Source organism: Bacillus sp. F9_6S_D1_P_5, assembly GCF_054823925.1.
Genome location: NZ_JBTREW010000008.1, coordinates 39,389 through 62,295 on the forward strand (window position 1 = coordinate 39,389; position 22,907 = coordinate 62,295).

Annotated in this window: 21 protein-coding genes and 2 pseudogenes; 17 read left to right on the plus strand and 6 right to left on the minus strand. The window is 30.7% G+C overall.

Features of this window, described 5'->3' with window-relative positions:
- Positions 1-4: 4 nt before the first annotated feature.
- A complete protein-coding gene (locus ACUXEY_RS11615; protein ID WP_000249931.1) occupies positions 5-913 on the minus strand; it encodes a WXG100 family type VII secretion target in 909 nt (302 codons plus the stop codon).
- 564 nt (positions 914-1,477) lie between these two features.
- Here ACUXEY_RS11615 and ACUXEY_RS11620 point away from each other — a divergent pair.
- The 5 genes from ACUXEY_RS11620 (at position 1,478) to ACUXEY_RS11640 (ending at position 8,253) form a co-directional block, all read left to right on the plus strand.
- Positions 1,478-3,799: a tetratricopeptide repeat protein gene (locus ACUXEY_RS11620; protein WP_461300743.1), complete on the plus strand. Its 2,322-nt coding sequence runs from the start codon at positions 1,478-1,480 to the stop codon at positions 3,797-3,799.
- Between the two features lie 387 nt (positions 3,800-4,186).
- Complete coding sequence (locus tag ACUXEY_RS11625) at positions 4,187-5,875, plus strand: RNaseH domain-containing protein (protein ID WP_461300744.1); 1,689 nt, start codon at positions 4,187-4,189, stop codon at positions 5,873-5,875.
- Positions 5,876-6,083: 208 nt separating this feature from the next.
- Positions 6,084-6,854: a DUF3959 family protein gene (locus tag ACUXEY_RS11630; RefSeq protein ID WP_461300745.1), complete on the plus strand. Its 771-nt coding sequence runs from the start codon at positions 6,084-6,086 to the stop codon at positions 6,852-6,854.
- A gap of 129 nt (positions 6,855-6,983) precedes the next feature.
- The gene (locus ACUXEY_RS11635) at positions 6,984-7,400 is read left to right on the plus strand and encodes a DUF3995 domain-containing protein (protein WP_461300746.1); all 417 of its coding nucleotides are present in this window, start codon (positions 6,984-6,986) and stop codon (positions 7,398-7,400) included.
- 373 nt (positions 7,401-7,773) lie between these two features.
- Complete coding sequence (locus tag ACUXEY_RS11640; protein WP_461300747.1) at positions 7,774-8,253, plus strand: homoserine dehydrogenase; 480 nt, start codon at positions 7,774-7,776, stop codon at positions 8,251-8,253.
- Positions 8,254-8,983: 730 nt separating this feature from the next.
- On the opposite strand, the gene ACUXEY_RS11645 is transcribed toward ACUXEY_RS11640, so the two are convergent.
- Together ACUXEY_RS11645 and ACUXEY_RS11650 are read right to left on the minus strand one after the other, a co-directional pair.
- On the minus strand, positions 8,984-9,175 hold the full coding sequence (locus ACUXEY_RS11645; RefSeq protein WP_461300835.1) for a hypothetical protein: 192 nt from the start codon (positions 9,173-9,175) through the stop codon (positions 8,984-8,986).
- A 213-nt stretch (positions 9,176-9,388) separates the two neighbouring features.
- Complete coding sequence (locus ACUXEY_RS11650) at positions 9,389-9,565, minus strand: hypothetical protein (protein ID WP_461300748.1); 177 nt, start codon at positions 9,563-9,565, stop codon at positions 9,389-9,391.
- 229 nt (positions 9,566-9,794) lie between these two features.
- On the opposite strand from ACUXEY_RS11650, the gene ACUXEY_RS11655 reads away from it, so the two are divergent.
- Positions 9,795-9,998 carry a hypothetical protein gene (locus ACUXEY_RS11655; RefSeq protein WP_461300749.1) on the plus strand — a complete coding sequence of 68 codons (204 nt, stop codon included), beginning with the start codon at positions 9,795-9,797 and terminating at the stop codon, positions 9,996-9,998.
- 234 nt (positions 9,999-10,232) lie between these two features.
- Here the strand turns inward: ACUXEY_RS11655 and ACUXEY_RS11660 are convergent, their stop codons facing one another.
- Positions 10,233-10,445 (minus strand): hypothetical protein, encoded by a 213-nt coding sequence (locus ACUXEY_RS11660; RefSeq protein WP_166703903.1) that lies wholly within the window; start codon positions 10,443-10,445, stop codon positions 10,233-10,235.
- A 228-nt stretch (positions 10,446-10,673) separates the two neighbouring features.
- Here ACUXEY_RS11660 and ACUXEY_RS11665 point away from each other — a divergent pair, with 228 nt between their 5' ends.
- From ACUXEY_RS11665 to ACUXEY_RS11690, 6 genes and pseudogenes are all read left to right on the plus strand, one after another.
- Positions 10,674-11,678 carry a DUF1835 domain-containing protein gene (locus ACUXEY_RS11665; RefSeq protein WP_461300750.1) on the plus strand — a complete coding sequence of 335 codons (1,005 nt, stop codon included), beginning with the start codon at positions 10,674-10,676 and terminating at the stop codon, positions 11,676-11,678.
- A 148-nt stretch (positions 11,679-11,826) separates the two neighbouring features.
- A pseudogene (locus ACUXEY_RS11670) lies at positions 11,827-12,231 on the plus strand (hypothetical protein).
- A 159-nt stretch (positions 12,232-12,390) separates the two neighbouring features.
- Entirely contained in the window at positions 12,391-13,626 is a 1,236-nt protein-coding gene (gene cypA / locus ACUXEY_RS11675; RefSeq protein ID WP_461300751.1) for a cytochrome P450, read from the plus strand.
- A gap of 267 nt (positions 13,627-13,893) precedes the next feature.
- Positions 13,894-15,177 carry an MFS transporter gene (locus ACUXEY_RS11680; protein ID WP_461300752.1) on the plus strand — a complete coding sequence of 428 codons (1,284 nt, stop codon included), beginning with the start codon at positions 13,894-13,896 and terminating at the stop codon, positions 15,175-15,177.
- Positions 15,167-15,796 (plus strand): Vat family streptogramin A O-acetyltransferase, encoded by a 630-nt coding sequence (locus ACUXEY_RS11685; RefSeq protein ID WP_461300753.1) that lies wholly within the window; start codon positions 15,167-15,169, stop codon positions 15,794-15,796. Before ACUXEY_RS11680 ends, ACUXEY_RS11685 begins: the two co-directional genes overlap by 11 nt.
- Positions 15,797-15,869: 73 nt before the next feature.
- Entirely contained in the window at positions 15,870-16,025 is a 156-nt protein-coding gene (locus ACUXEY_RS11690) for a DUF1540 domain-containing protein (protein WP_000046091.1), read from the plus strand.
- 101 nt (positions 16,026-16,126) lie between these two features.
- Here the strand turns inward: ACUXEY_RS11690 and ACUXEY_RS11695 are convergent, their stop codons facing one another.
- Together ACUXEY_RS11695 and ACUXEY_RS11700 are read right to left on the minus strand one after the other, a co-directional pair.
- Positions 16,127-16,531 (minus strand): PadR family transcriptional regulator, encoded by a 405-nt coding sequence (locus ACUXEY_RS11695; protein WP_461300836.1) that lies wholly within the window; start codon positions 16,529-16,531, stop codon positions 16,127-16,129.
- A 217-nt stretch (positions 16,532-16,748) separates the two neighbouring features.
- Positions 16,749-17,270 (minus strand): DinB family protein, encoded by a 522-nt coding sequence (locus ACUXEY_RS11700; protein ID WP_000568385.1) that lies wholly within the window; start codon positions 17,268-17,270, stop codon positions 16,749-16,751.
- Positions 17,271-17,527: 257 nt separating this feature from the next.
- On the opposite strand from ACUXEY_RS11700, the gene ACUXEY_RS11705 reads away from it, so the two are divergent.
- From ACUXEY_RS11705 to ACUXEY_RS11725, 5 genes and pseudogenes are all read left to right on the plus strand, one after another.
- The gene (locus tag ACUXEY_RS11705) at positions 17,528-17,830 is read left to right on the plus strand and encodes a hypothetical protein (RefSeq protein ID WP_461300754.1); all 303 of its coding nucleotides are present in this window, start codon (positions 17,528-17,530) and stop codon (positions 17,828-17,830) included.
- 93 nt (positions 17,831-17,923) lie between these two features.
- Positions 17,924-18,790 (plus strand): annotated as a pseudogene (locus tag ACUXEY_RS11710) (cytochrome P450); the annotation flags it as partial.
- Positions 18,791-18,882: 92 nt separating this feature from the next.
- Positions 18,883-19,461, plus strand: a complete 579-nt coding sequence (locus ACUXEY_RS11715; RefSeq protein ID WP_048529787.1) for a cysteine dioxygenase family protein — start codon at positions 18,883-18,885, stop codon at positions 19,459-19,461.
- A gap of 177 nt (positions 19,462-19,638) precedes the next feature.
- Positions 19,639-20,490: a Cof-type HAD-IIB family hydrolase gene (locus tag ACUXEY_RS11720; RefSeq protein WP_461300755.1), complete on the plus strand. Its 852-nt coding sequence runs from the start codon at positions 19,639-19,641 to the stop codon at positions 20,488-20,490.
- Between the two features lie 460 nt (positions 20,491-20,950).
- Positions 20,951-22,738 (plus strand): ATP-binding protein, encoded by a 1,788-nt coding sequence (locus ACUXEY_RS11725; RefSeq protein WP_461300756.1) that lies wholly within the window; start codon positions 20,951-20,953, stop codon positions 22,736-22,738.
- Positions 22,739-22,907: the final 169 nt, after the last annotated feature.

The window sequence follows — 22,907 nt, forward strand, 5'->3', positions numbered from 1 at the left end:
CTCCTTATTTTTCTTTTCTTATTACATTTATTTTAGTTGGTGGGATTTCCTCTAAATGCTCAAATGGCGGTTTATTCCTACTTTTAACAATCGCGCCAGATTCCTCAATTTCAGGGAATGCTTTTTTCTGATTCTTTGTAAGAGGTGCTGTCATTGATGATTTTAATTCCACTAAATCAATCTTCCCGTTAGGATCTTTACCTCCTATATCTATACGTGTTCTTACCCCTGATTTTGTTTCAACAGTTATTTGTTCCGTTATTTCTGATTTAGGCTTTTGTTGTTTGATAGACTCGAACATTTTTGTCTCATATTCTTTTCCTGTTATCTGATTTGCTTTTAAGGTTTTTCGTTGTTTTTCTAATTTTGCTGCTGCATCTATACCATCGGCAACTTTTTTAGCGCCTTTAACAACTTTAATTCCTTTACCAACTGGAGTAAGACCTGCTACAAGCATTACCCCTGCAAGCCCACGTTCCCATCTTGAAAGTTTCTCACCAGTTTCAGGGTCGACACCTTCCATAACACGTTTTGCATCATATTCACCAGTCAATTCTCCGGCTATATCACGAGCTAATTTCCCGCCATCAAATCCTTCTTCACTAGAGGGTTTACTAATAGCTGTATCTTCTTCTAGTGTAACATCTTGATTATCTGTATTGCGAAATTTCTCGGCGATTCGCTTCAAATCTTCTTCTACTTGTACAATCGAATTGATAGATGTAAAAGCCTTTGGTTTCGCATCGTTGAACATTTGAACGAAATGTTGATTAGAAGCACCGATCCATTGAGAACACAAATGATCAATTTGATTACATAAATTATTATGTATGGATTCTAATGCGTGTCTGGTATTACTTGCACGATTTGCAACTTCTTCTAGCATTTCAGGCGTTACCTTGATTTGAACCATTTTTCCCCTCCTTCTCCCAATTAAAATTATGGGATAAAAAGAAAAAAATGTAAACACAGAAATTGCAGATTAAACAAGGTTTTATATACACTAGAACCTACTTACATTATAAATGAAGCCGAAGTGATTTTTCATAAAAGAATAGTTTTATGAATAAAAATAGGAGTCGCCTTTATGGGGGTTTGGTTTGTATTTACTAATTCATAAAATTTAAACTAATCTTTATGTATGTGAAAAGTAAAAAGAGCAGTCTGCTCAAATTTGCATAGACTGCTCTTTTATTTAGGGCCATCATACTATTTATCAATTCATAAAAAATATAAATTTACATTTAGATATTAATTATCTTTTACTACTTCACTGACAACACCTAATAACCTCATAACATCTGCCGTTATATTATATCTATTAATTTTTCAGTTAGAAATGTTTAAGTTTTTTCTTTTGAAAGTGCAAAAATTGTATTTACAATAAAAATTACCTTGTATAATGTTAATATAAAAATTAAATGTTTTTATTTATTAATTATGTATTGTGAAAAAATTATAAGGGGAGAAGAATTAAGTGAATGAAGCAGAAAATATACAAATCAAAATACAGGGATTAATTAAAAATTATATCCAGACTCTTAATCCGATAGTTAATTTAACAGTTGAAACAATTGAATTTACTGGTAAGGTGGATGAAAAAGACATACTAATACCAGATAGACTTATTGAATTAAATATTAATAATATTTCATTTTTGGAGAACCAAAAAGAATTACATAACTTAAATAATAAATTAAATGAGACCACATTAATTGAATCTGATGAAGTCTTAAAACAAATTCAATTAGATAATATTGATGATAAAGAGAATAATTCTTTTGTGAATTTCGAGAAGTTGAATTACTTGAATTACTTAGAAATTGAAGAGGGGAAATATTTATTATTTTATTTAACTTTTAAGGATTTTGAAGATGATACAAAGGAAGTGTTTTTAAATATCCCTCATTTTTCATTCTTTAGATATGTTATGGATTGCATATTTGAAAAATGTAAGGATTTAGGGCTAAATAAGCTTTTAGAACAAAATATTGATGATTCTATATCTTCTATAGGGAGAGATTTTATCAATAACTTAATTAACCGTGTATGTAACGAAGAGGGTAATGAAAATCATAATTTGTATGATGAATTAAACGTAATCTCAACTTTAAACTATGAAGGTCAAAGTATAAATGCTAAATTACTTTTAATAGATGAAAAGATAATAGAGAAACATGTCCGCTTTGTTATTAAATTTGATGTTGTAATAGCATACAAAGAGCACAGAAAGATAAGAAAATTATTAGAGATGACGGATGATAGTATTTATCTTATAGGTGATAACAAACATATTTACGGATTAGGAAATTTAAGGGATTTATATAACTTGAAATTAAAATCAATCAACAAGGTTTTATTGATTGATTTTTTGGGTAAGTTTGAATATAAAGTAAAAGAAATAAAAATTATTCATAATGTTAAGGATGGAAAAACTAAAATGGATGAAATAGTCCATTGGTTCTATAAAGAGAATAATTTGTTAAGTGTAAAGCATGGGAAAATGGAATTGGTAGAAAATACATTTTCGGAAATTAGGTTAAAGAAATCCTTGCAAAATGTATTTAATGAGTACTTATCTAAGAAAGAAAATAAAGACACGGTTAAGATAGATAACAAAATTACAAATATTATTGAAGTTGTAAAATGTGCATATAGCCAGAAACATGGGACAACAATAGTTATCACTACACCAGAGATAGCTGAAACCGAAGTGGAAAGATTAAAAGAGCAATCGATAAAAATTAATATAATAGATACCAAAGAGAGTAGTTATTTTAGGCAAGTGGTTGAAAAAATAACCAATATAGACGGTGCTCTGTATATGGATATTGATGGGCATGTTCATGCGATTGGGGTGATATTAGATGGATATGCAAAAATTGGAGAGGGTGACTCATCAAGGGGAGCCAGGTATAATTCAGCTTTAAGATATAAAAATGGAGATGGCATTGAAGGGAATTGTGTAATTGTAGTAATCTCAGAAGATGGTATGATTGACATTATTCCTGAAAGTGAAATAGAGAAACAAATTAGTGAACTAGCTAACCAGATAAGTGCTTTATATAGTGAAGGGAAATTTGAAAAGGCTTTAGAATTAGTTACAGAATTGCAAGATTTAAATCCAAGAAGGCTTGAAACATTTTTAAGTAAAGCACGTATATTAGCGAATATCGATGGGAGACTGGAAGATGCATTAGAAGCTATAGACTGTGCTATACAGTTAAAGGGGTATTCTTGGCAAGTTTATAATGTGAGAAGTGTAATAAATTTAATGTTAGATAAACCAGAAAAAGCTGTAGATGACCTTAAGACAGCTATAGAAATAACACCAAATGCTTTAATGTATTTTAATTTAGGAAATGCTTTAGTAAAATTAAAAAACAACGAAGATGCTATGGATGCATATAATAATGCAATAAAAATAGATAAAAAAAATATAAGAGGATACATTGGAAAGGCAAATTTATATATTAAACAAAAGGAATATGAAAAAGCCTTGGAAGCTGTAAAGCCGATTATTGGTAATGGTGAGCAGGATTCATACATTTATGCAATTCAAGGTTCTATTTATGAGAAATTAAATAAGAATGAAGAGTCTATTGATTCATATAGAAAAGCTTTTAAAGAATATAAAAACTTATCAAATGATCTTACCTATAAAGCAAAAGCATTTTATAAGAATTTTAAAGTGGTATGTGAAAAACTATTGAAAAGTACATCTATCGAAGAGGAGAAAATTGAATATCAAGAGTGGATTGAGAGCTGTAATCAAAAATTAATAAATATTAATAGTTAGCCGCATATGTGCGATGTAAGAAAATCCGACTTAATTGAGTCGAATTTTTTACATGGGCTTATAAGGAAAGAATAAACACTTTTTATTTTGATAATATAAAGCTAGACTTATATAGTTTCATTTTTTACAAATGTTTTGTTCAATAAAAAGTTAGGAGACTTAATTTAAATTAAATATATATGGATGAAATGAAAAAAGTGCTAACAAGTTTGCAAACGAACTTGCTAACACTTATACAGAATAGACATAAATTATCGCTGATATGCCTTCTTTGAAAATAGCTTTAATCAGTTAAATCACACTTATACGAAATGCTCATAAAAATAGTCTTAATATCAAGAATATAATCATCCAGATATTCCTTTGCTTTTGAGACGAAAACGGGGCATGATTTTAATTTCCACTCCGGGATTTGCATCCAATAATAAAAAATTACGGTTTGTAAAACTAAAAGTACAACAAGCTACAAACGGTATAAAATGGATTAAGATATTTAGAAATTTAAAAGATGATTTTCATATAGGTGGAGAAGTTGAATTGGAGCATATTCTTCAATATCCGAAAGATTATATGCTAGGAACAAATCTTAGAGTATTGCTTCCATACAATGAGAGAATATATAAAGTTCAAGGTACTAAAATAAAACAAGGTATAAAAGTAAAGGAAAGAGAGTATCTATTTAAAGCGTTTCAGCAAAAATTCGCTTATTTCACATTAATACCAGAATGTAAGAGACTGGAAACGAATAATAAAAACGAAATATTCCCTTTAATTGCTCCAAAAGGATTAGAGACTATAACGTTAGAAATATGGTCTGAAAAAATATCGATGGAAGTAGAGCAAGCGTTATTTGAAAGTGAAATGGTGTTAGCTCAAATCAGTGAGTCATCATATGTATTAAATGCAGATTCTCCAGTATTGTTAAAAATAGTAAGATGTAATATTGAAAAGGTATTGCAAAATCCATATAAGATGCAATATTGCCAGAAGTATAAAACGAATTTAGTAGAGGATGTTATGAAAGCGGTTTATGCTACTGCAGGTAATCGCAATGATGCGACATTGGCGTTAATTGCAATGAAAAATTGTGATGGACGTGAAAAAATTGATCCGAAGCAAATTGTTAGAGAAGGATTTGCACGAACAAACCGTATTTCAGCATTTATTAATTTATTTATAGGCCAAAGTGTATCTCGTAAAACTATTATAAATGGTATTTTTAGTTTATTAGAACAAAGAGGATTTTTAAAACGTAGTTGGAATAAGATAAATTTACCTTGTACATATGTTAATTTATCAATTGAACGAATCTCGAAATTTGATTTTTTGCCCATTTTTTCTCAAATAAAAGGAAAAGAAATTTCATATAAATTATATGGGAATACAGAGTGGCAAACGATTGATTGTTTATTGTTAAGTGTAAATAAACATAATGCCTTTTTACCGCAGCCTTCAAAAAGAAATGATATGGGCATTCAATTTAAACAATTTGTTTCTGAAACATTAACGGAAATTTTACAACATGCAAAAGAACAAAATGAGCAAGTATACTTCATTATAGATGCGAATGTAAGAAAACATTGGATAAAAGAGTTACAAAATAAAAAAATTAATATAGATATTTTCCCTGACATTGTACCAGATATGCTAAAGGTTCCAAACTTAAATGCTGTAAGAATAAATACATCTTTTGATGTACCAAAATACGGTGCGATAGAATGTGATGATGTACTTGATAGTACGAGTTTATATATAGATCGAAAAGGAATGTATTATAGCACTGGTGAGTATTCGATTAATGGTAGTGAAACATTGCACCGATATATACTTGAAATATTACCGCTAGGTGTAAAAGCTGTTGAAAGGAACTATATTGCCAAAATGGTACATTACATGTGCTGTAATTCAAGTATGCTTTTGGAAAAGAATATACACATGCCATATTCCATGCATATGGCGAAAGTAATAAAGAGCTATATGACGGATATAGATGCAAGAGAGTTTAAAGAGTTTGATGATGAATTGGATGTAGATATTATAAAAATAGAAAAGAAAGATTCAATTATTCTACTTTAAATAATAATAGACAAATCCTGCTCATTATATCAATCAGGATTTGTCATTTTTTTATGTAAATAAGGATATCTTTTGTCATGTATCTTTCCTTTTACATATTTACTTTATTTCCATACAGGATTAAGATGTTTTTTAGAAATAAAAAACTACATCATATGGAAAAGTTATATGAATTGATTCAAAAGAAATTTGAAAGGAATGAGGAATTGTGAAGAAATTAGATGTGCTATTAATGCTATTGAGCGGCCTCTTTCCAGTTGCAGGAATTATGAAGCAAATCCAACTAGAACAATCTTTATATATTGGAGGTCTTTTATTTTTCACTAGTTTTGGTAGCTATTTTGCGAAAAAAATATATTCACGTATATGTAGCTGGATAGCTTATGCGCCATTTATAACATTACTTTTAGTAATTTGGCATCAAGATATTTCAACAAGTTCAATTATAGCGAATGCGAAAATTGCCGCTTGTGTCGCTTTAATTCCATGTTTATTCCGTTTTCGTACATATGGACTTACTTTCGGTTTATTCGCATTATGGGCCGCTTTCTTATGGGATATAAAAGAAGTACAGTCGTTAGTCATACTTGAACGTATGTCTAGTTTAATGATAAGTAATTTCAAATACCTTATGCTTTTAGTTGGCGGGCTTATATTAGGTGGGTTAATCGCCATGTTGTTACACCGTAAAGAGGAAGATAATAAAGAAAATAGAAATCTATTTCAACAAAAAAAGAAACGTAAAAAGCTATCATTTAAGATTCCACTTCCAAAATTACCGAAATTAAAGATGAAATTATTTAAGTTTGGTGGAAAAGTATCAAAACAAAAAACGCCTGAAAAAATACGTGAGCATAATTACGAAGAAACAACTCCAACTGCAACATATGAAATGGCAGAGCAAATGCATCAATATAAAGAAGAAACTGCTCAAGGACAAACGAGGATGGAACGTCGTAGAAATAGGTATAATGTATAAAAAATTTTAGTAAACCCTTTAATGATTTAGCATTAAAGGGTTTTTTATGTAATTAAATATAGATTGCTAATGTGGAACTTGTAGCATACTCTGAAGTTGAAGACTTAAATAAAATAATGGGAGAACAAAATGCTTATTATTACATATATTGCCGTCAGTATATTATTTTTAGTTAGCTTTTTACATGTTTACTGGGCTTTCGGAGGTAAGTGGGCAACAAATAGTGTTATTCCAACAAAAAATGGAGAAAAGGTGTTTACACCAGGTGCAGGAGTGACATTGATCATTGCGTTATTATTAAGTATGGCAGCGATGATTTTATTACAAAAAACAAATATTGTTCATTTTGCATTTCCTAATATTATTGTTCAAGTGGGGTCCTGGGTGTGTATGATTGTATTTTTCATAAGAGTAATTGGTGAGTTTCATTATTTTGGTATTTTTAAGCGGAAAAAAGATACTCAATTTGCTAGAATGGATACTGCTTTATATATACCACTTTGTGCATTTTTATCTCTATCATTCTTATTAGCAATTATAACGTAAGATAAAAATACGGATATCAAACAAACGGTTTCGATGCAATCATAAACCGTTTGCTTTGTGTGATTACATTTTATTAAAAAAATATAACCAACAATATTTTAATACTTTATTACGGAGTAAAGGGAACGGTTAATAAAATAAATTGAAGTTATTTTTATTAATGATTGCACTTTCTATAGAGATGTATACAACAATAATTAAGAAGTTGGATTGCTTCTATTTGGTAAGTAGTAAAAGGAATTATTACAATAATGTAAGGTTTATGTAATGATAATAGATAGTAAATTAAAGTGTTTGAGTGTATTTTTAATATGGTTTAAAAGTACTGTTTATCTATAAGGATAGATAATATTTAATTAGGAAGTGTAATTAAATGATTGGGATTAAATCTATTATTCATTCATACAAACTAAAGAGAAGAATAGCTAGGGATTTATACGGCACCAGGGATGAATTGACGATATTATTAAATGAATTTAATAATATGAAATGTACAGTTGTATCTGAAAAAAAGAAAAATAGTATGCTAACTCGTTTACAATTAATTTATCAAAATATGAAATTAGATAAACAGTTCCTTCTTCCGTTTGCTTTACATAACAAGTTATTGGAGCGATTAGAAACTGAATCTCTTCAAACTATTGAAGGTTGTATATCGTCTCTACATTTAATGTTAGATATAAATTATGAGAAAATAAAACATTATGGATCGAGCACAAGTAGGGCATTTGTTCCATTATCGCAATCTTCCATTTGTCTTGCTGATTGTGTTTGTTTAACAGGATTTGTATTAGGCTTACTAGGAACAGTGACATTTGGAGGATTAATATTATCTGTATGTTCGCTTACATAAAGAAAAAAGAACACTTACTTAAGGTGTTCTTTTTTAGTTATTTAGAAGAGCTTCTGAGATAGGGAACATGGATTCAAATGTATAAGTTCATTTTTATCTTGTTGTGTAACTTAAAAAGGAAAGCATCAGAAAATGCTTATTTTGAATGAATATAAACATCGGCTATTTGGGATCCATATTAGAATGCTTAGACTTAGTCAAAAAATCTCGTGTGAAATGTAAATAAAAAAGGACAAGCAGTCGTATCTGCTGTCCTTTAAAGGAGAAAAGTCTTTTGATTAAGAACTACGAATAACAGAAAAACTGCTTGTAATTAGTTTTACCCTAAATATACATATCTATACAAAAAAAGGATAAGTAAAATATACTTATCCCAGGAAGGGAATTCCAAAACACCAAAATGGTTTGCATTGGTATGCAGTTTCATATGCAGGTTCAAAAGTAGTATATGTAAAATGAAAAATCTCATACAAAACAGACAAGCCAAAATGTTGTTTGCTAGAGAATCTAATGAATGAGCCAACTTTTCACTCTTCTTTTCCCATGTCAAGAAGAGCAAAAAGTGAAGGATCTACCTGCTTTCAGTGGAATGTATCTATTACGGTGTATATGAAATTATTCAGTTAATCATTGAAGATAAAGGCGAAAGAAGATAATAAATAGTACACAATTACGCGGAGTATAAAAGGGATATAACCGAAAGGGAATAATTGGGATATACTTTTGGATTCTATGAATGATGCATTTTCTTCATTTTCTTTGTCCCAAAAATACAACTAATCATTGCGAGTATTGCATTTGAAGAAATGAAGTTTACTGACCAATAAATTCCTGTTCCAGCAATTAAATCAATAATAATAAATTTTTTAATTGTTGAACTTTTTATTACATAAAAAACAAATTGATTTTTATTATTATTCAATGTAGTCACACCCCTTATCTTTTTTTAATATATGACAAGGCATGCTTGTTCTAGTCTTAATGGTAATAAACCAATAAGACTTAGCAGATGCTAATAAGGCGATTATAAATAAAGGATAATTATTGGAAGTTATATTCTTAACTTTAGTGAAAAGAGTTCAAAATCATAATTTCTTATGCGTTACTGATAAAATATTATATTTTACTTAAGGGTTTATGCGAAAAATTCATTAAAAAATTCTTTAATTAAAAGTATGATTCCCAGCAAAAACAAGACTTCAATAGAGAACCAAAACATACTTTTTTGAGGTTTTTTAAACTCCATAATAATAGATGAAAATAAAAAAACAGCAATAAGTATGATGATTAAGAGACGGATTATATCAGCCATTCATAACACTCCTAATATTTAATCAATACTATTATATAATCTTTCCCAAAGATATAGAATACTAGAAACGTTTGAATGTCATTTTAATAAAAAGAACAAGACGTGTATTTTGGCTGTTTTTTCGAAAGTATTTTAAATTTATATTGGGAGGTAATAAAACCATAATTAAATAAAAGGATGTAAACGCATTCTTATAGAATTATAAATATTTAAGAAAGGCGGTGACACGATGAAGTATGTAAAAGTCAGTATGAATGGCGGAAGTGAACACAAATTTTCGATGACTTTAGAACGGTTTGAAGAACTTATTACAACAGAGAATGGACTATTAGAAAATAAATTAGTTAGTATTGAAAATGTAATGATTAATCCTACTAATATATCTTCTGTAGTTGAAAAAATTGGTATACCAGCTAAGTTTATGGAAGCTTAAAAATCGGTACATAAAAAACATCCACGGGGGATGTTTTTTTTATGTATAAATATGTTAATTGTACAATGAATTTATGGGGAGAATGTATAGTGATACTTCGTACATGCACAAAAAATAAGTACAAGCATATATTAGATAGTGGGACAAGACCTTCGTGTCCTACTTAATACTCAGAAAAAACCTCTATCACATGAGAGCATCCGATTGCAGGGTGCTCTTTTTTTATTCAGCACTTTAACTTTCAATTTTAAACATATCTTTGATGTTAATAAATATTAAAAATAATATAATAGCAAAAATTAAGTTAGATAAATAGAAATCTTGATGAAATAGTAATTCAAAGATGACATCAAAAGCATATAAAAAAGCGATAGTAGGTAATATACAAATAAATATAAATCTCCAATTTTTTAGATACTGTTTATAATTAGGAAATACTTTCTCCATAAACATAGCTCCTGTACTTTTTATTTTCTATATAATTATACATTTAAATAAAAGGATTTTCAAAGGATTATTTAGCATTTAAGAATTGTAGGGAAAGCTTTTGTTGAAACCTTATATAGCTGTAGCAATCTTTCTAATACATGGTTTGACTAAAAAAACTTTTAAAGAGTAACACTTAAATGATACACTATAATCTACGTTATTTTTGAAATGAATAGAGGGATTTACGTGATAAATAAAATTAAAAATGCTGTAGAGGATATGTACGAAGATGAAGCAAAACATTTACTTCAAAGTATTTTAATCCAATTAAATTTATTAGAAGAAAACTATAGTGAAGATACTATTAAAAATTTGATGGATATTCCTAAGCAACTAACGAGTAGTACATCTTATAAAAGAAATGTAAAAGAAAGCTTACACGTGCATATAGCTTTTGATGATTCAACAGCTGGATGTTTAAAGTATATGCTGAGTCAAGAAGAACGGTTGGAAGAGATGGTTGTTGCTTTTTCTGAATTCTTTTCAATTGGGCCGATAAACAAGTTACATATGAATGAAGGGCAACTAGCGAGACAGGAATGGTTAGTAAACAACTTAACTGCTTATGAAAATTATTTTGAAGAAGAGTATTTACCAAGGTTTTTAGAAACTATAGAAGAACTACATACTATTCCTATTGAAACGCCTATTACAATTTGGAAAGCCGATAACGCACATGAACATGTAGGTCTATGTTTTGTAATGGCGCAATTAAAAGATAAGAAAAATATTCGCGTTATGAATACATCTGAAGCAAGTAAAGAAATATTAAAAAAAGAGTATGCTATTCGTGGAACTGGAGAGTTAGCACCTGAAAGTTTAGCTCTAATTCAAAAAAGTTTTGTAGAATTGCCGTATTTAACTGTAGAGAAACGTATGCAGCTTGAACATGAGTGGGAGAGTCTATCGAAAAGTACGGAATTTTTAAGAGTTTGGAGAGACAATGAAGTGCGTTCTGTACAAGAAGATTATTTTGATCAATTTATTATTGAATGTGCGAAAAGTATAGGTGCTGATCGAGAATTCCTAAAAGCCCCTAGGGTAATTGGTGAAGCACTTGGTCATGTAGAGCAGTTAGTTGGCGATACGTTTTTAGAATATCGCTTAAAGGAATTAATTAAACAAGAAGTATTTGAATTTGAAGGTTCGTTAGATGAAATGCGTTTCTATAGTGTGAAATTAAGAAAATAATACATCTATTCCGATTATGAAGAAGCTCGTATTTTTAAAATCCGAGCTTTATTTTTTGTTAAATTTAGGCTATACATAAGCTTCCTATAGAGCACATATCACATATAAATGTTAAAGGTACTGAATGAAAAGTAGGTGATTTGTTAATATGTATAACCAACAAAATTATCCATATGATCAAGGGATGTATTATAATCCACAAAACTACGGGTATGAACCTGTAAATGAAGTGAGAGATTTGTAACAAGAAGATTATAGACCAGATGATGCGGAGGATGCTCCATCGTCACCACCACCGTCACAAGCGCCGTCGTTACCGTCTACATTTGCGTCTCCAGCACAACCAGGTAATATGAAATCATGGATGTGTAACTGTCTAGGAAGATGGGGCTTTTTACGTTTACATCGTCCTGGTCCTTTCGGAAGAGATTTATGGTTCTTCCCGACTGAGGTGAGAAGGAACGGAGTATCAGGTTACACTTGGCAAGGTGGTCGTCGTCGTAAAGTAAGTTATCGTTATCAGCAAATTAGTAATTTCATGTGTTTCGCATAAAGAAAAGTGAGAGAGTAGAAAGATTTTACTCCCTCACTTTTTTATTTTTCAATATATGAAGTAAGATTTTGATTAAAAATTTACAATTTTCACGTTTTTATTAGAGTATAATGCATATGTTGGTTGGTTTTCAAAAACATATGGGAGTGAGGGAATACGATGTCAATGAAAAACAAAGTTGGACTAAGAATAGAGGATGGCATTAATTTAGCTTCAGCTCAGTTTAAAGAAGATGCATATGAAATTTATAAAGAATCTCGAAAAATGCAACCTATCTTATTTGTGAATAAAACTGAATTAGGTGCAGAGTGGCTTATTACAAGATATGAAGATGCTTTGCCACTATTAAAAGATAATCGCTTAAAAAAAGATCCGGCCAATGTATTTTCTCAAGATGCATTGAATGTCTTTCTTACTGTTGACAATAGTGATTATTTAACGACGCACATGCTAAATTCAGATCCACCTAACCATAATCGTTTACGATCACTCGTACAAAAAGCTTTTACACCGAAGATGATCACACAATTGGAAGGAAGAATACAGGATATTGCAGATGATTTGTTAAGTGATGCGCAGCGAAAAGGTTCATTAAATCTTGTGGATGATTATTCGTTCCCTTTACCGATTATTGTAATAAGTGAAATGCTCGGCATTCCGAAAGAAGATCAAGCGAAATTTAGAATTTGGTCTCATGCTGTCATCGCTTACCCAGAAACGCCAGAAGAAATAAAAGAAACCGAAAAGCAACTATCTGAGTTTATTACATATCTCCAATATTTAGTTGATGTTAAAAGACAAGAACCAAAAGAGGACTTGGTGAGTGCTTTAATACTTGCGGAAAGTGAAGGGCATAAACTTAGCGCTCGGGAACTATATTCAATGATAATGTTACTAATAGTGGCGGGACACGAAACAACGGTAAATTTAATTACAAATACGGTATTAGCGCTTCTTGAAAACCCGGACCAATTACAGTTATTAAAAGAAAATCCAAAATTAATTGATGTAGCTATTGAGGAGGGATTACGATATTATTCTCCGGTTGAGGTTACAACTTCAAGATGGGCAGATGAATCTTTTCAAATTCACGATCGAACAATTGAAAAAGGGGATATGGTTGTCATTGCATTAGCTTCGGCAAACCGTGATGAAACAGTATTTGAGAACCCAGAAGTATTTGATATTACTCGGGAGAATAATCGTCATATTGCCTTTGGCCATGGGAGCCATTTCTGCTTAGGCGCTCCACTTGCTAGGCTGGAAGCAAAGATTGCTATTACTACTTTGTTTAATCGAATGCCTGATTTGCAAATAAAAGGAAATCGCGTAGAAATTAAATGGCAAGGTAATTATTTAATGCGTTCTTTAGAGGAATTACCATTAACATTCTAGAATATTTATTTTTAGACATGCATACATCGAAAATGATTTACATAGAGTATGTATGTGTTATTTAAATTCGAAACGGAAGGGTGAAAACATCCCAATGATCAACTAATTCTATTTGTAAGAGATCTTCGTTAAAAAACGAAATATTCTTCTGAATAGGATTAGTCTGTGCATTTATAGAAAAAGGATGTATTTCGCTCTGCGAATATATAGTCTTTTTATATGATTTGTGCTGCCTCCTGTTCAGAACATGAAATAGGGGGCTTTTTTATGTCGACAAATGTAGTAACGAAACAAAACAATGGGGTATCACAAGTATTAAAAAATCGTTTTGTCCAAGGAATTCTTGCATCAGCATTATTTTTACAAATTGGAATATGGGTTCGGAACTTTGCGGTATTACTGTATGTAATGGAAATGACAAAAGGTGATGCTTTTGCTATTTCAATGATTTCGGTTGCTGAGTTTGCTCCAATTTTCATCTTTTCCTTTATTGGTGGAACGTTTGCTGATAGGTGGAAGCCGAAGAGGACAATGATATGGTGTGAAACGTTAAGTTCTATCTCAGTATTCGCTGTATTAATTACACTTATGTTTGGAACATGGAAAATTGTGTTTTTTGTCACACTTATTTCTGCAATACTTTCGCAGTTTTCTCAACCATCTGGTATGAAATTGTTTAAACAGCATTTATCGGCGGAACAGATCCAATTAGCCATGTCTATATATCAAACAATATTTGCGATTTTTATGGTATTAGGGCCGATTCTTGGAACATTTATTTTTCATAGTTTTGGAATTTATATCTCAATTATCATAACAGGTATCGCTTTTTTACTGGCAGCTGCTGTGTTGTTATTTCTTCCGAAAGATCTTGAGAATGATAATGATAAGAAAGAAATCACGCTACTACAGGAGATGCTTGATGGTATTAAATATGTGAAAAAGAAAAAAGCATTAACTTTACTAGGGCTTTGTTTTATGGCGGCAGGACTAGGTATAGGATTGATTCAGCCATTAGGTATATTTATCGTAACTGAGCAGTTAAGTTTATCAAAAGAGAGTTTACAATGGTTACTAACAGTAAATGGCGCGGGTATGATTGTTGGCGGAGCTTTAGCGATGGTATTTGCGAAAAACGTAGCTCCGCAAAAGATGTTAATTATCGGTATGCTCGGTCAGGCAATCGGTATTGGTATTATAGGTTATTCCACAAATTTATGGGTAACACTCACAGCACAACTCTTTAGTGGGTTAGCTCTTCCTTGTATCCAAATAGGTATTAATACGCTCATTATCCAAAATAGCGATACTGATTTTATTGGTCGTGTAAATGGCATTTTAAGTCCGTTATTTACCGGTTCAATGGTAGTAACGATGAGTATTGCTGGCTCATTAAAGGAGATGTTTTCATTAAGTATGATGTATGAAGGGACCGCTTTACTTTTTATAATTGGATTATTATTTATTTTACCTATATACAATTTAAAGCCAGTAATAGCGGTAGAGAGTGAAATAAATGGTAAAGGAAGTGCTGTACAACATGAATCCTAATCCAAATGTTAAATATCCTATTGAAGGAAATCAAAATGTCCATTTTATAAAAAATACAATAACGAAAGCAAATATACTCGTTGGAGACTATTCATATTATGATGCGAAAGATGGAGAAACATTTGAAGATCGAGTATTACATCATTATGAATTTCTTGGAGATCATCTTACTATTGGAAAGTTTTGTTGTATTGCAAATGGAGTTACCTTTATTATGAACGGAGCCAATCATCGGATGGATGGATTTTCGGCATATCCATTTAATATATTTGGAAATGGGTGGGAGAAGTATACACCGAGTTTGTCTGATTTACCTTACAAAGGTGATACAGTAATAGGAAATGACGTTTGGATTGGTATGGATACAACGATTATGCCTGGAATAAAAATAGGGGATGGTGCAATCATTGCAGCTAAATCTGTTGTGACTAGAGACGTCGCACCATATACAATTGTTGGTGGAAACCCTGCAAATAAAATAAAAGAACGATTTACAAATGCATTAATAGAAGAATTATTGCAAATTCAATGGTGGCATTTTGACATTGAAAAAATAACTGAAAATATAGATGCTATTGTAAAAGGAGATATTGAACCATTAAGAAAGCTAAAAAGGTAATAAAAAATGTATGACAAAGAGTATCATACCTCCGAATTTTGTTAATGATAATAGAACAAGGAGGTGTGATACTATGGCACAAGACGTTTTATGTGAAGTAAACAACTGTAAATTTTGGGCTAACGGCAATAAATGTAGCGCAGACGCAATTTATGTAGTAAGTCATAAAGGGAAACAAGCATCTACTACGGAAGAAACAGATTGCAAAACTTTCGATCCAGAAGTATAAATTTTGAAGGGTAGCCAAATCGTGGTTGCCCTTTTATTAATTATAGTATTGATAATAAATCTCATTTTCATTCATTGTTTTTAACTTTTCTTTTTATTTTTTCATATTTTCTTCATAAGTGATGTAAGCCAAAGCAATTCATGTTCAATACGTGATTTACTAAATTCAATAACTTCTGTAATGAAAAATGAGCTAACATCTAAAGATTGAATAGCAGTAAGCTGTTTATGTAGTACGTCTTGGCGTATTGTTAAAATTTCTTTCCTAGCTTCGTAATCAAGTTTTTCAAATAGTGCGATACGAACAAGAAATTCTGCATTGTTTGTCGCGAGTTTTTCGGGAAACTCTCTTAACATTTCATAAAAAATTTCTTCTCCTGTTTCAGTTATGTCGTACATATTTCGATTCGGCTTTCCGACTTGTTTATGTATTTGTTTAATTATAGCCCCCATATTTTCGAAGCGCCGAAGAGCGGGATACAGTGTATTATGGGGTTCAGCCGAGATACGTGTAAAAACGGGTCATGAACTGTAATATATTTCCATTATTGGTTTTTTAGTTAAAAATATCTACCTCATGATTAACAAAAAGCTGATTACCTATGCGCTATAAATGAACTGCCCCCAATTGTTAAACAAAACCTAGCAATTGGGGCAGTTCATAGTTATCATTTGACTCTTCTAGTGACTTTCTCAAGTAAAGCACCCTTTGGTTGAATAAGATTTATTTATTCATTCCCATCAATCGCTTAATTGTTCTTATTTGTCCACGATGATTAATTTCGTCTTCCATAACGTGAAACCACAAGTAGTAATTATTATAAGGCACACCATTATCCCACTTGTTTTCCTCGAATAACCAGCTATCTTGTTTTGATTTCAGATATGTTAGTGTATTTTCTCTAACTTGTGATAATTCATTCAAATAATAATCTAAAGATTGCTTTTTTATTCCTTCCCTTGCTTTGTCTCCAAGTTCTAAAGAAATTCGCCACTTTAGATATTCACTTTCAGTTAAATCTCTTTTTTCAAACGAGATAACTTGATGAACAAACTCCATCGCTGCAATATGTGATAAGAGAGAACCAATAGTGTTTGAACTACCGTTTGGTAAGAAATCTAAATCACTTTGGTTTAAATTGGAGATTTCGCTCAATGTAACATCTCTTGTATGTTCAAGCATTGTTACAAGCTCTCCAATCTTATTTGAATAGTTTTCTCTTGAAATTATTCTATAATCTATCATATATATCCCTCCAATTCATGCTAAGCATAAGTTTACCAATAAAATAAAAAAAACAAAGTCTGAAAATTTATGTAAAATAATGGTATAATTTAATTGAATATAAAGAAAAAGGAAACCTGTTTTTATCAGTGTTACCTTATCCAAGACTAAATTTTACCCATACATCATTTTTTTGATGTAGCTCTTGAAGATAAAAACTATTTAATTTTCAAGGAACAGTTATTAACTTAAAACTTATTATACGAGGAGGGTGTATCATGAAAAAAATATGCTTTGTATTAATTGTCGACGCTGGTATAAATTATGGTTCAATATTTTCTCTACCATTTTTAAGGAATCAGGATGATTTGAAGGGATATTTTTCTAACTATTATGATGTTTCAATTAATTATATTAGGGATAAAAACTCAGTTGACTATTTGGTAGTTCCCAAACCGTGTCCACCTTTTGATAATGAAAATAATCTTCCAATAATTGAAGTACCAGCAATCTTATTTATGGAAAAGGATTTTGAAAAAATAAAGACTTATATAGACAATTATTTTTCTAATAACTCATAAAGAAAATAAAAGTACAGTAAAAAGAAGTCCGATAAAAAACGAGTGGCGTAGAATATTTCTATTAATCATTCGTTTTTTATTATATTTACATATCAGTCTATCGCAAATGAACTTGTACAACATATCGAAAAATATAGTGAGGTTAATAACGTTGAAGAGTTTGCTGCACCTTTACCTGTTACCGTCATATCCGATTTATTAGGAGTGCCAACAACGGACCGTAAAAAAATTAAAGCATGGTCTGATATTTTATTTATGCCGTATAGTAAAGAAAAGTTTAATGATCTGGATGTGGAAAAGGGTATAGCACTAAATGAATTTAAAGCATATCTTCTACCGATTGTTCAGGGAAAGAGATACCATTTAACCGATGATATTATTTCGGATTTAATACGAGCTGAATATGAAGGCGAAAGATTAACAGATGAAGAAATTGTAACTTTTTCTTTAGGTTTATTAGCCGCAGGTAATGAAACAACTACTAATTTAATTATTAATAGCTTTTATTGCTTTTTAGTGGATTCACCTGGAACATATAAAGAATTAAGAGAAGAACCTAAATTAATTTCAAAGGCAATTGAGGAAGTATTGCGCTATCGCTTTCCTGTTACGTTAGCTAGGAGGATTACAGAGGATACAAATATATTTGGACCTTTTATGAAAAAGGATCAAATGATTGTTGCGTGGGTAAGTGCAGCAAATTTAGATGAGAAAAAGTTTTCGCAAGCCTCTAAATTTAATATACACCGAATAGGAAATGAAAAGCATTTAACATTTGGTAAAGGTGCTCACTTTTGCTTAGGGGCACCACTTGCACGTTTAGAAGCTGAGATTGCATTAAGAACTTTCATAAATGCCTTTGAAAAAATAGAGTTATCTCCATCGTTCAATTTAGAAAAATGTCTATTGGAAAATGAACAAACGTTAAATTACTTACCTATTCTTTTGAAAACTAGGTAAATCGCTCAGCAAGGTACAAATTTACTGTACCTTGTTTTTTATTTCTCAATTGTAAATTTTTGGTTGGTTATTTAGTATGGAGGAGGACGCTTATGTTAACGTGTAATGGAAGTAAAACGTTTCAAACGTTCATTAAAGGTGTAACGGATTTAATGGATAGTAATTTATTAGAAAATCAAATTGTTTGTGCGATTGAAAAATTACTAGAAGAACTTTTAGAAAAGAAAACATGGCTTCCGTTAGAAAAACAGAAGGCGAATTCGGCTCAATACGCACGACACTTGTTATATGAAGATCCCTTTAATCGTTTTGAAGTATTAGCTCTTGTATGGAAAGATGGACAATCTACACCTTTACATGATCATGATGGTACATGGGGAGTAGAAGGTGTTTTTAGAGGAAGGATAATGGTGCAAAACTTTATACAAACTAAACAGCTTGAAAATTCACTTGTTTATTTAACACATACAGGAAATCTTTATTTGGGAGAAGGAGAAACAGATAAAGTCATTCCACCAGCTGATTGTCATATTCTTGAAATAGCCGAAAATGAAAGCGTTGTCACTATTCATATTTACGGAAAACGTTTAGAAAAGTTTAAAATATATGTCCCAACTGAAGAAAAGAATGTGTACATGTGTGAGACGAAATATATTAGTTATAGTTCATAGATTAAAATCAAAAGCTTTTCTTTAAAAAGAAAAGCTTTTGATTTTATTTTTAATTATTTCTTGACCTGAAACGCTTTTCATAAATTATAAATAAGGAGTACTTCACGAAATCAGTATGAAAACGATACCTTTCGTTTAATATAAATTCGTGTATATATAGAAAGTGGTGAAGAAATAATGAAATTAATTGCAATTGATTTAGATGGAACTCTTCTTTCGGGAAATAAAATGATTAGTAAAGAGAATGCAGAAGCGATTCGAAAATGTCAGGAAGCAGGCCACGTTGTAGCAATTTGTACAGGACGTTCTATCGTCGACATTGAACGATTATTGTTAGAAGTTAATTTAGAGTGTCCAATTATTGCAGAAAACGGTGCGCTTATATATAAAGATAAAAAAATGATGAAACGATATCCAATTCAAAATATGCAAGCACTTGAGATTGTGAACTATCTTGAAGAGAATGGTTTATATTATCAGCTTTATACTGATAAAGGTGTGTACGTACCGGATTATGGAGTGGAGAGTGTACGTAATGAAATCGAGTACGTGAAAAATTTAAATGAAAATATCGACTTGAAAGAGTTAGAAACGATTGCTGCATTATACCTTGAACATACAGCATTTCTTAGTGCAGAAAGTTGTAAACCAATTGTAGAAACAGATATACATGTGCATAAGCTTTTACCATTTTCTTATGACATAGAAAAACTAAAAAAGTTAAAAGAAACGTTTTTGCATAATACTGATTTAGCAATTACATCTTCATATTGGCATAACTTAGAGATTAACCATCGAGATGCTCAAAAAGGAAATGGCTTATATACATTAGCAGAACATCTGAATATTCCGGTTGAAAATACTGTAGCGATAGGTGATGGGCTAAACGATGTATCTATGATGGAAAAAGCAAACATATCAATTGCAATGGGGAACGCAGTCGAAGAAATAAAAGCAATGTGTCAATACGAAACTTTATCAAATGAAGAACACGGCGTTGCACATGCTTTATATAAATATGTAATGTAATATAAAAAGAAAAAAAGAATCCAAATAGATTCTTTTTTTCTTTTTATTAGGGGTAAGGTATTCTATGAGATTCATAGAAGCCTTATTACACTTTATTATATAGAATATATTGGAATAAATGTTTAAATTTTTCATGATAATTGTGAAAATTTTATGAACTTTATATTTTTTGCATTTTTATACTGCTATAAATGATGTGTATAATGCTAATTTCATAGTTAAATGTATATATGAGGGCACGCTTTATGATGCTTATCATATTAGAATTGGTGTTTGATGAATAAAATATGTATTAATAATAGTTTCGTTTTATACGTATATATTTCTCTTTTTTGATTGAAAAATAAAATTTGTTCGAATAATTATTCTACAGCTATATACCTAAAGGCACATTCTTCGTATAATGGAGAAGTATAAATTTTGAATTTGTATTAATTTTACATATTGAGGTGAAAAAGGAATGAATGCGCGGCTAATGGAACTTATTGATGTGAGTACAATAGAAACCATGGCAGAACAATTTTATCAATTAACCAACATATCACATCAACTTCTTGATGCTGAAAAAGAATGTATATTTTCTTTTGGAATAAATGAGACGAAAATATGTAAACTTCCCAAAATTGAAATCCCCATTTTTTTATACAATCAACATTTAGGATCTTTTGTAGTATGGTCAAACAAAAGTGAAATTTTCAATTGTCAAAAATACTTTGAAATGCTTGCAAATCTAATTATTGATGGGGCAAAAAAAGTATTTCAGAGTAAAAATACAACGTTGCTTTCTCGAAAAGAGGAGGAACTTCATACGATTTTACAAAACATGCCTGTTATGGTAGATGCGCTTGATTATAATGGCGATTTTGTTTTGTGGAATCGGGAGTGTGAAATTGTAACAGGTTATACAGCTGAAGAAATAATAGGGAATCCTAATGCGCTTCAATTATTGTACCCTGATCAAAATTATCGTCACCAAATACAATCGAAATTTTTAACTTGTGGAAAAAATTTCAGAGATTGGGAAATGCACTTAACATGTAAAAATGGTGAAACCAAAACAATTATGTGGTCCAATATATCAGAACAGTTTCCTGTAACAGGATATAGCTACTGGGCAGTTGGTGTAGATATTACACATTTAAAAGCGATAGAAGAGCAGTTAAAACAACAAACGTCTGAATTGGAATTAATTTTTAAGGCTTTACCAGATTTATGTTTCTTAACAGAAGATGATGGCACAATTATAGATTATAAAGCAGGATCTCCTTCGAAATTTTACGTACCGGCAGAAGCTTTTATGGGAAAAAAGTTTTTCGAAGTATTACCATCTCCAGTGGCTCAGCAGTTTCAGGAAGCAATTCATCAAGTGAAGGAAAAAGCAACAAATGTAATTGTTGAATATCCACTTACAATTAATGGTAGTATCGATTTCTTTGAAGCTAGATGTTTACCATTATTACACGATAAAATTATGATCATTGTACGTGATATTACAGAGCGAAAAAAGACAGAAGAATTGCTAAATAAGTCAGATACACTTGCAGCAATCGGTCAATTAGCAGCTGGTGTTGCTCATGAAGTGAGGAACCCACTAACAGTCATTAAAGGATTTATACAGTTATTCCAAATTAATAAAGAAGATCAAGAAAAATATTTTGATTTAATGCTTTCTGAAATTGAAAGAATAGAAGCGATTCTTCAAGAGTTTTTATCAATTGCTAAAACAGATGAAATAAATACAGAACAAAAAAATATTTATCAAATTTATAAAAATGTCGTTTCGTTAATGAATACAAAAGCAATTATGACGAATATTCAAGTGGAATTATATGCAGACACAAAAGATATAAGTATTGAGTGCTCAGAAAATCAATTGAAACAAGTGTTTATTAATATTTTGCAAAATTCAATCGAGGCTATGCCGGATGGCGGGAAAATTACAATTCATATTAAAGAGATAAACGATGAAGGTGTCATTATTCATATAATTGATGAAGGAATAGGGATACCTGAAGAAAGAATTAAGAGATTAGGTGAGCCTTTTTATAGTACGAAAGAAAAAGGTACTGGTATCGGATTAATGTTAAGTTATAAAATCATTGAAAGTCATCAAGGGAATATAAGTATTATGAGTGAAGTTGGAGTCGGGACAACAGTAACGATTTACTTGCCGAAAGCTCAGAGTGAAAAATCTCTATCAAATTATGATGATAGATTTGAATCAATGCGGCCCATTATTAATTCCTAAATACCCAATAACCAAAAGCTTAGTTTTTGGTTATTGGGTATTTTTACATTTAATTTAGTAAACTTTACCTTTTCTTTAGATTTGTTTTAATTTCTATTAAGTTTTAAATATTATATTAATATTTGTGCAAGGTAATGTATGGAAGTTGTACGTTACTTTTAATATAGAA

Excerpts from the sequence above, each read along its gene's own strand:
- ACUXEY_RS11680 (WP_461300752.1), top strand. The coding sequence starts at position 13,894 with ATGTCGACAAATGTAGTAACGAAACAAAACAATGGGGTATCACAAGTA.
- ACUXEY_RS11655 (WP_461300749.1), top strand. The coding sequence starts at position 9,795 with ATGAAGTATGTAAAAGTCAGTATGAATGGCGGAAGTGAACACAAATTT.
- ACUXEY_RS11660 (WP_166703903.1), bottom strand. The coding sequence starts at position 10,445 with ATGGAGAAAGTATTTCCTAATTATAAACAGTATCTAAAAAATTGGAGA.
- ACUXEY_RS11705 (WP_461300754.1), top strand. The coding sequence starts at position 17,528 with ATGAAAAAAATATGCTTTGTATTAATTGTCGACGCTGGTATAAATTAT.
- ACUXEY_RS11715 (WP_048529787.1), top strand. The coding sequence starts at position 18,883 with ATGTTAACGTGTAATGGAAGTAAAACGTTTCAAACGTTCATTAAAGGT.
- ACUXEY_RS11635 (WP_461300746.1), top strand. The coding sequence starts at position 6,984 with ATGCTTATTATTACATATATTGCCGTCAGTATATTATTTTTAGTTAGC.
- ACUXEY_RS11685 (WP_461300753.1), top strand. The coding sequence starts at position 15,167 with ATGAATCCTAATCCAAATGTTAAATATCCTATTGAAGGAAATCAAAAT.
- ACUXEY_RS11690 (WP_000046091.1), top strand. The coding sequence starts at position 15,870 with ATGGCACAAGACGTTTTATGTGAAGTAAACAACTGTAAATTTTGGGCT.
- ACUXEY_RS11625 (WP_461300744.1), top strand. The coding sequence starts at position 4,187 with ATGATTTTAATTTCCACTCCGGGATTTGCATCCAATAATAAAAAATTA.
- cypA (WP_461300751.1), top strand. The coding sequence starts at position 12,391 with ATGTCAATGAAAAACAAAGTTGGACTAAGAATAGAGGATGGCATTAAT.
- ACUXEY_RS11720 (WP_461300755.1), top strand. The coding sequence starts at position 19,639 with ATGAAATTAATTGCAATTGATTTAGATGGAACTCTTCTTTCGGGAAAT.
- ACUXEY_RS11700 (WP_000568385.1), bottom strand. The coding sequence starts at position 17,270 with ATGATAGATTATAGAATAATTTCAAGAGAAAACTATTCAAATAAGATT.
- ACUXEY_RS11725 (WP_461300756.1), top strand. The coding sequence starts at position 20,951 with ATGAATGCGCGGCTAATGGAACTTATTGATGTGAGTACAATAGAAACC.
- ACUXEY_RS11650 (WP_461300748.1), bottom strand. The coding sequence starts at position 9,565 with ATGGCTGATATAATCCGTCTCTTAATCATCATACTTATTGCTGTTTTT.
- ACUXEY_RS11615 (WP_000249931.1), bottom strand. The coding sequence starts at position 913 with ATGGTTCAAATCAAGGTAACGCCTGAAATGCTAGAAGAAGTTGCAAAT.
- ACUXEY_RS11640 (WP_461300747.1), top strand. The coding sequence starts at position 7,774 with ATGATTGGGATTAAATCTATTATTCATTCATACAAACTAAAGAGAAGA.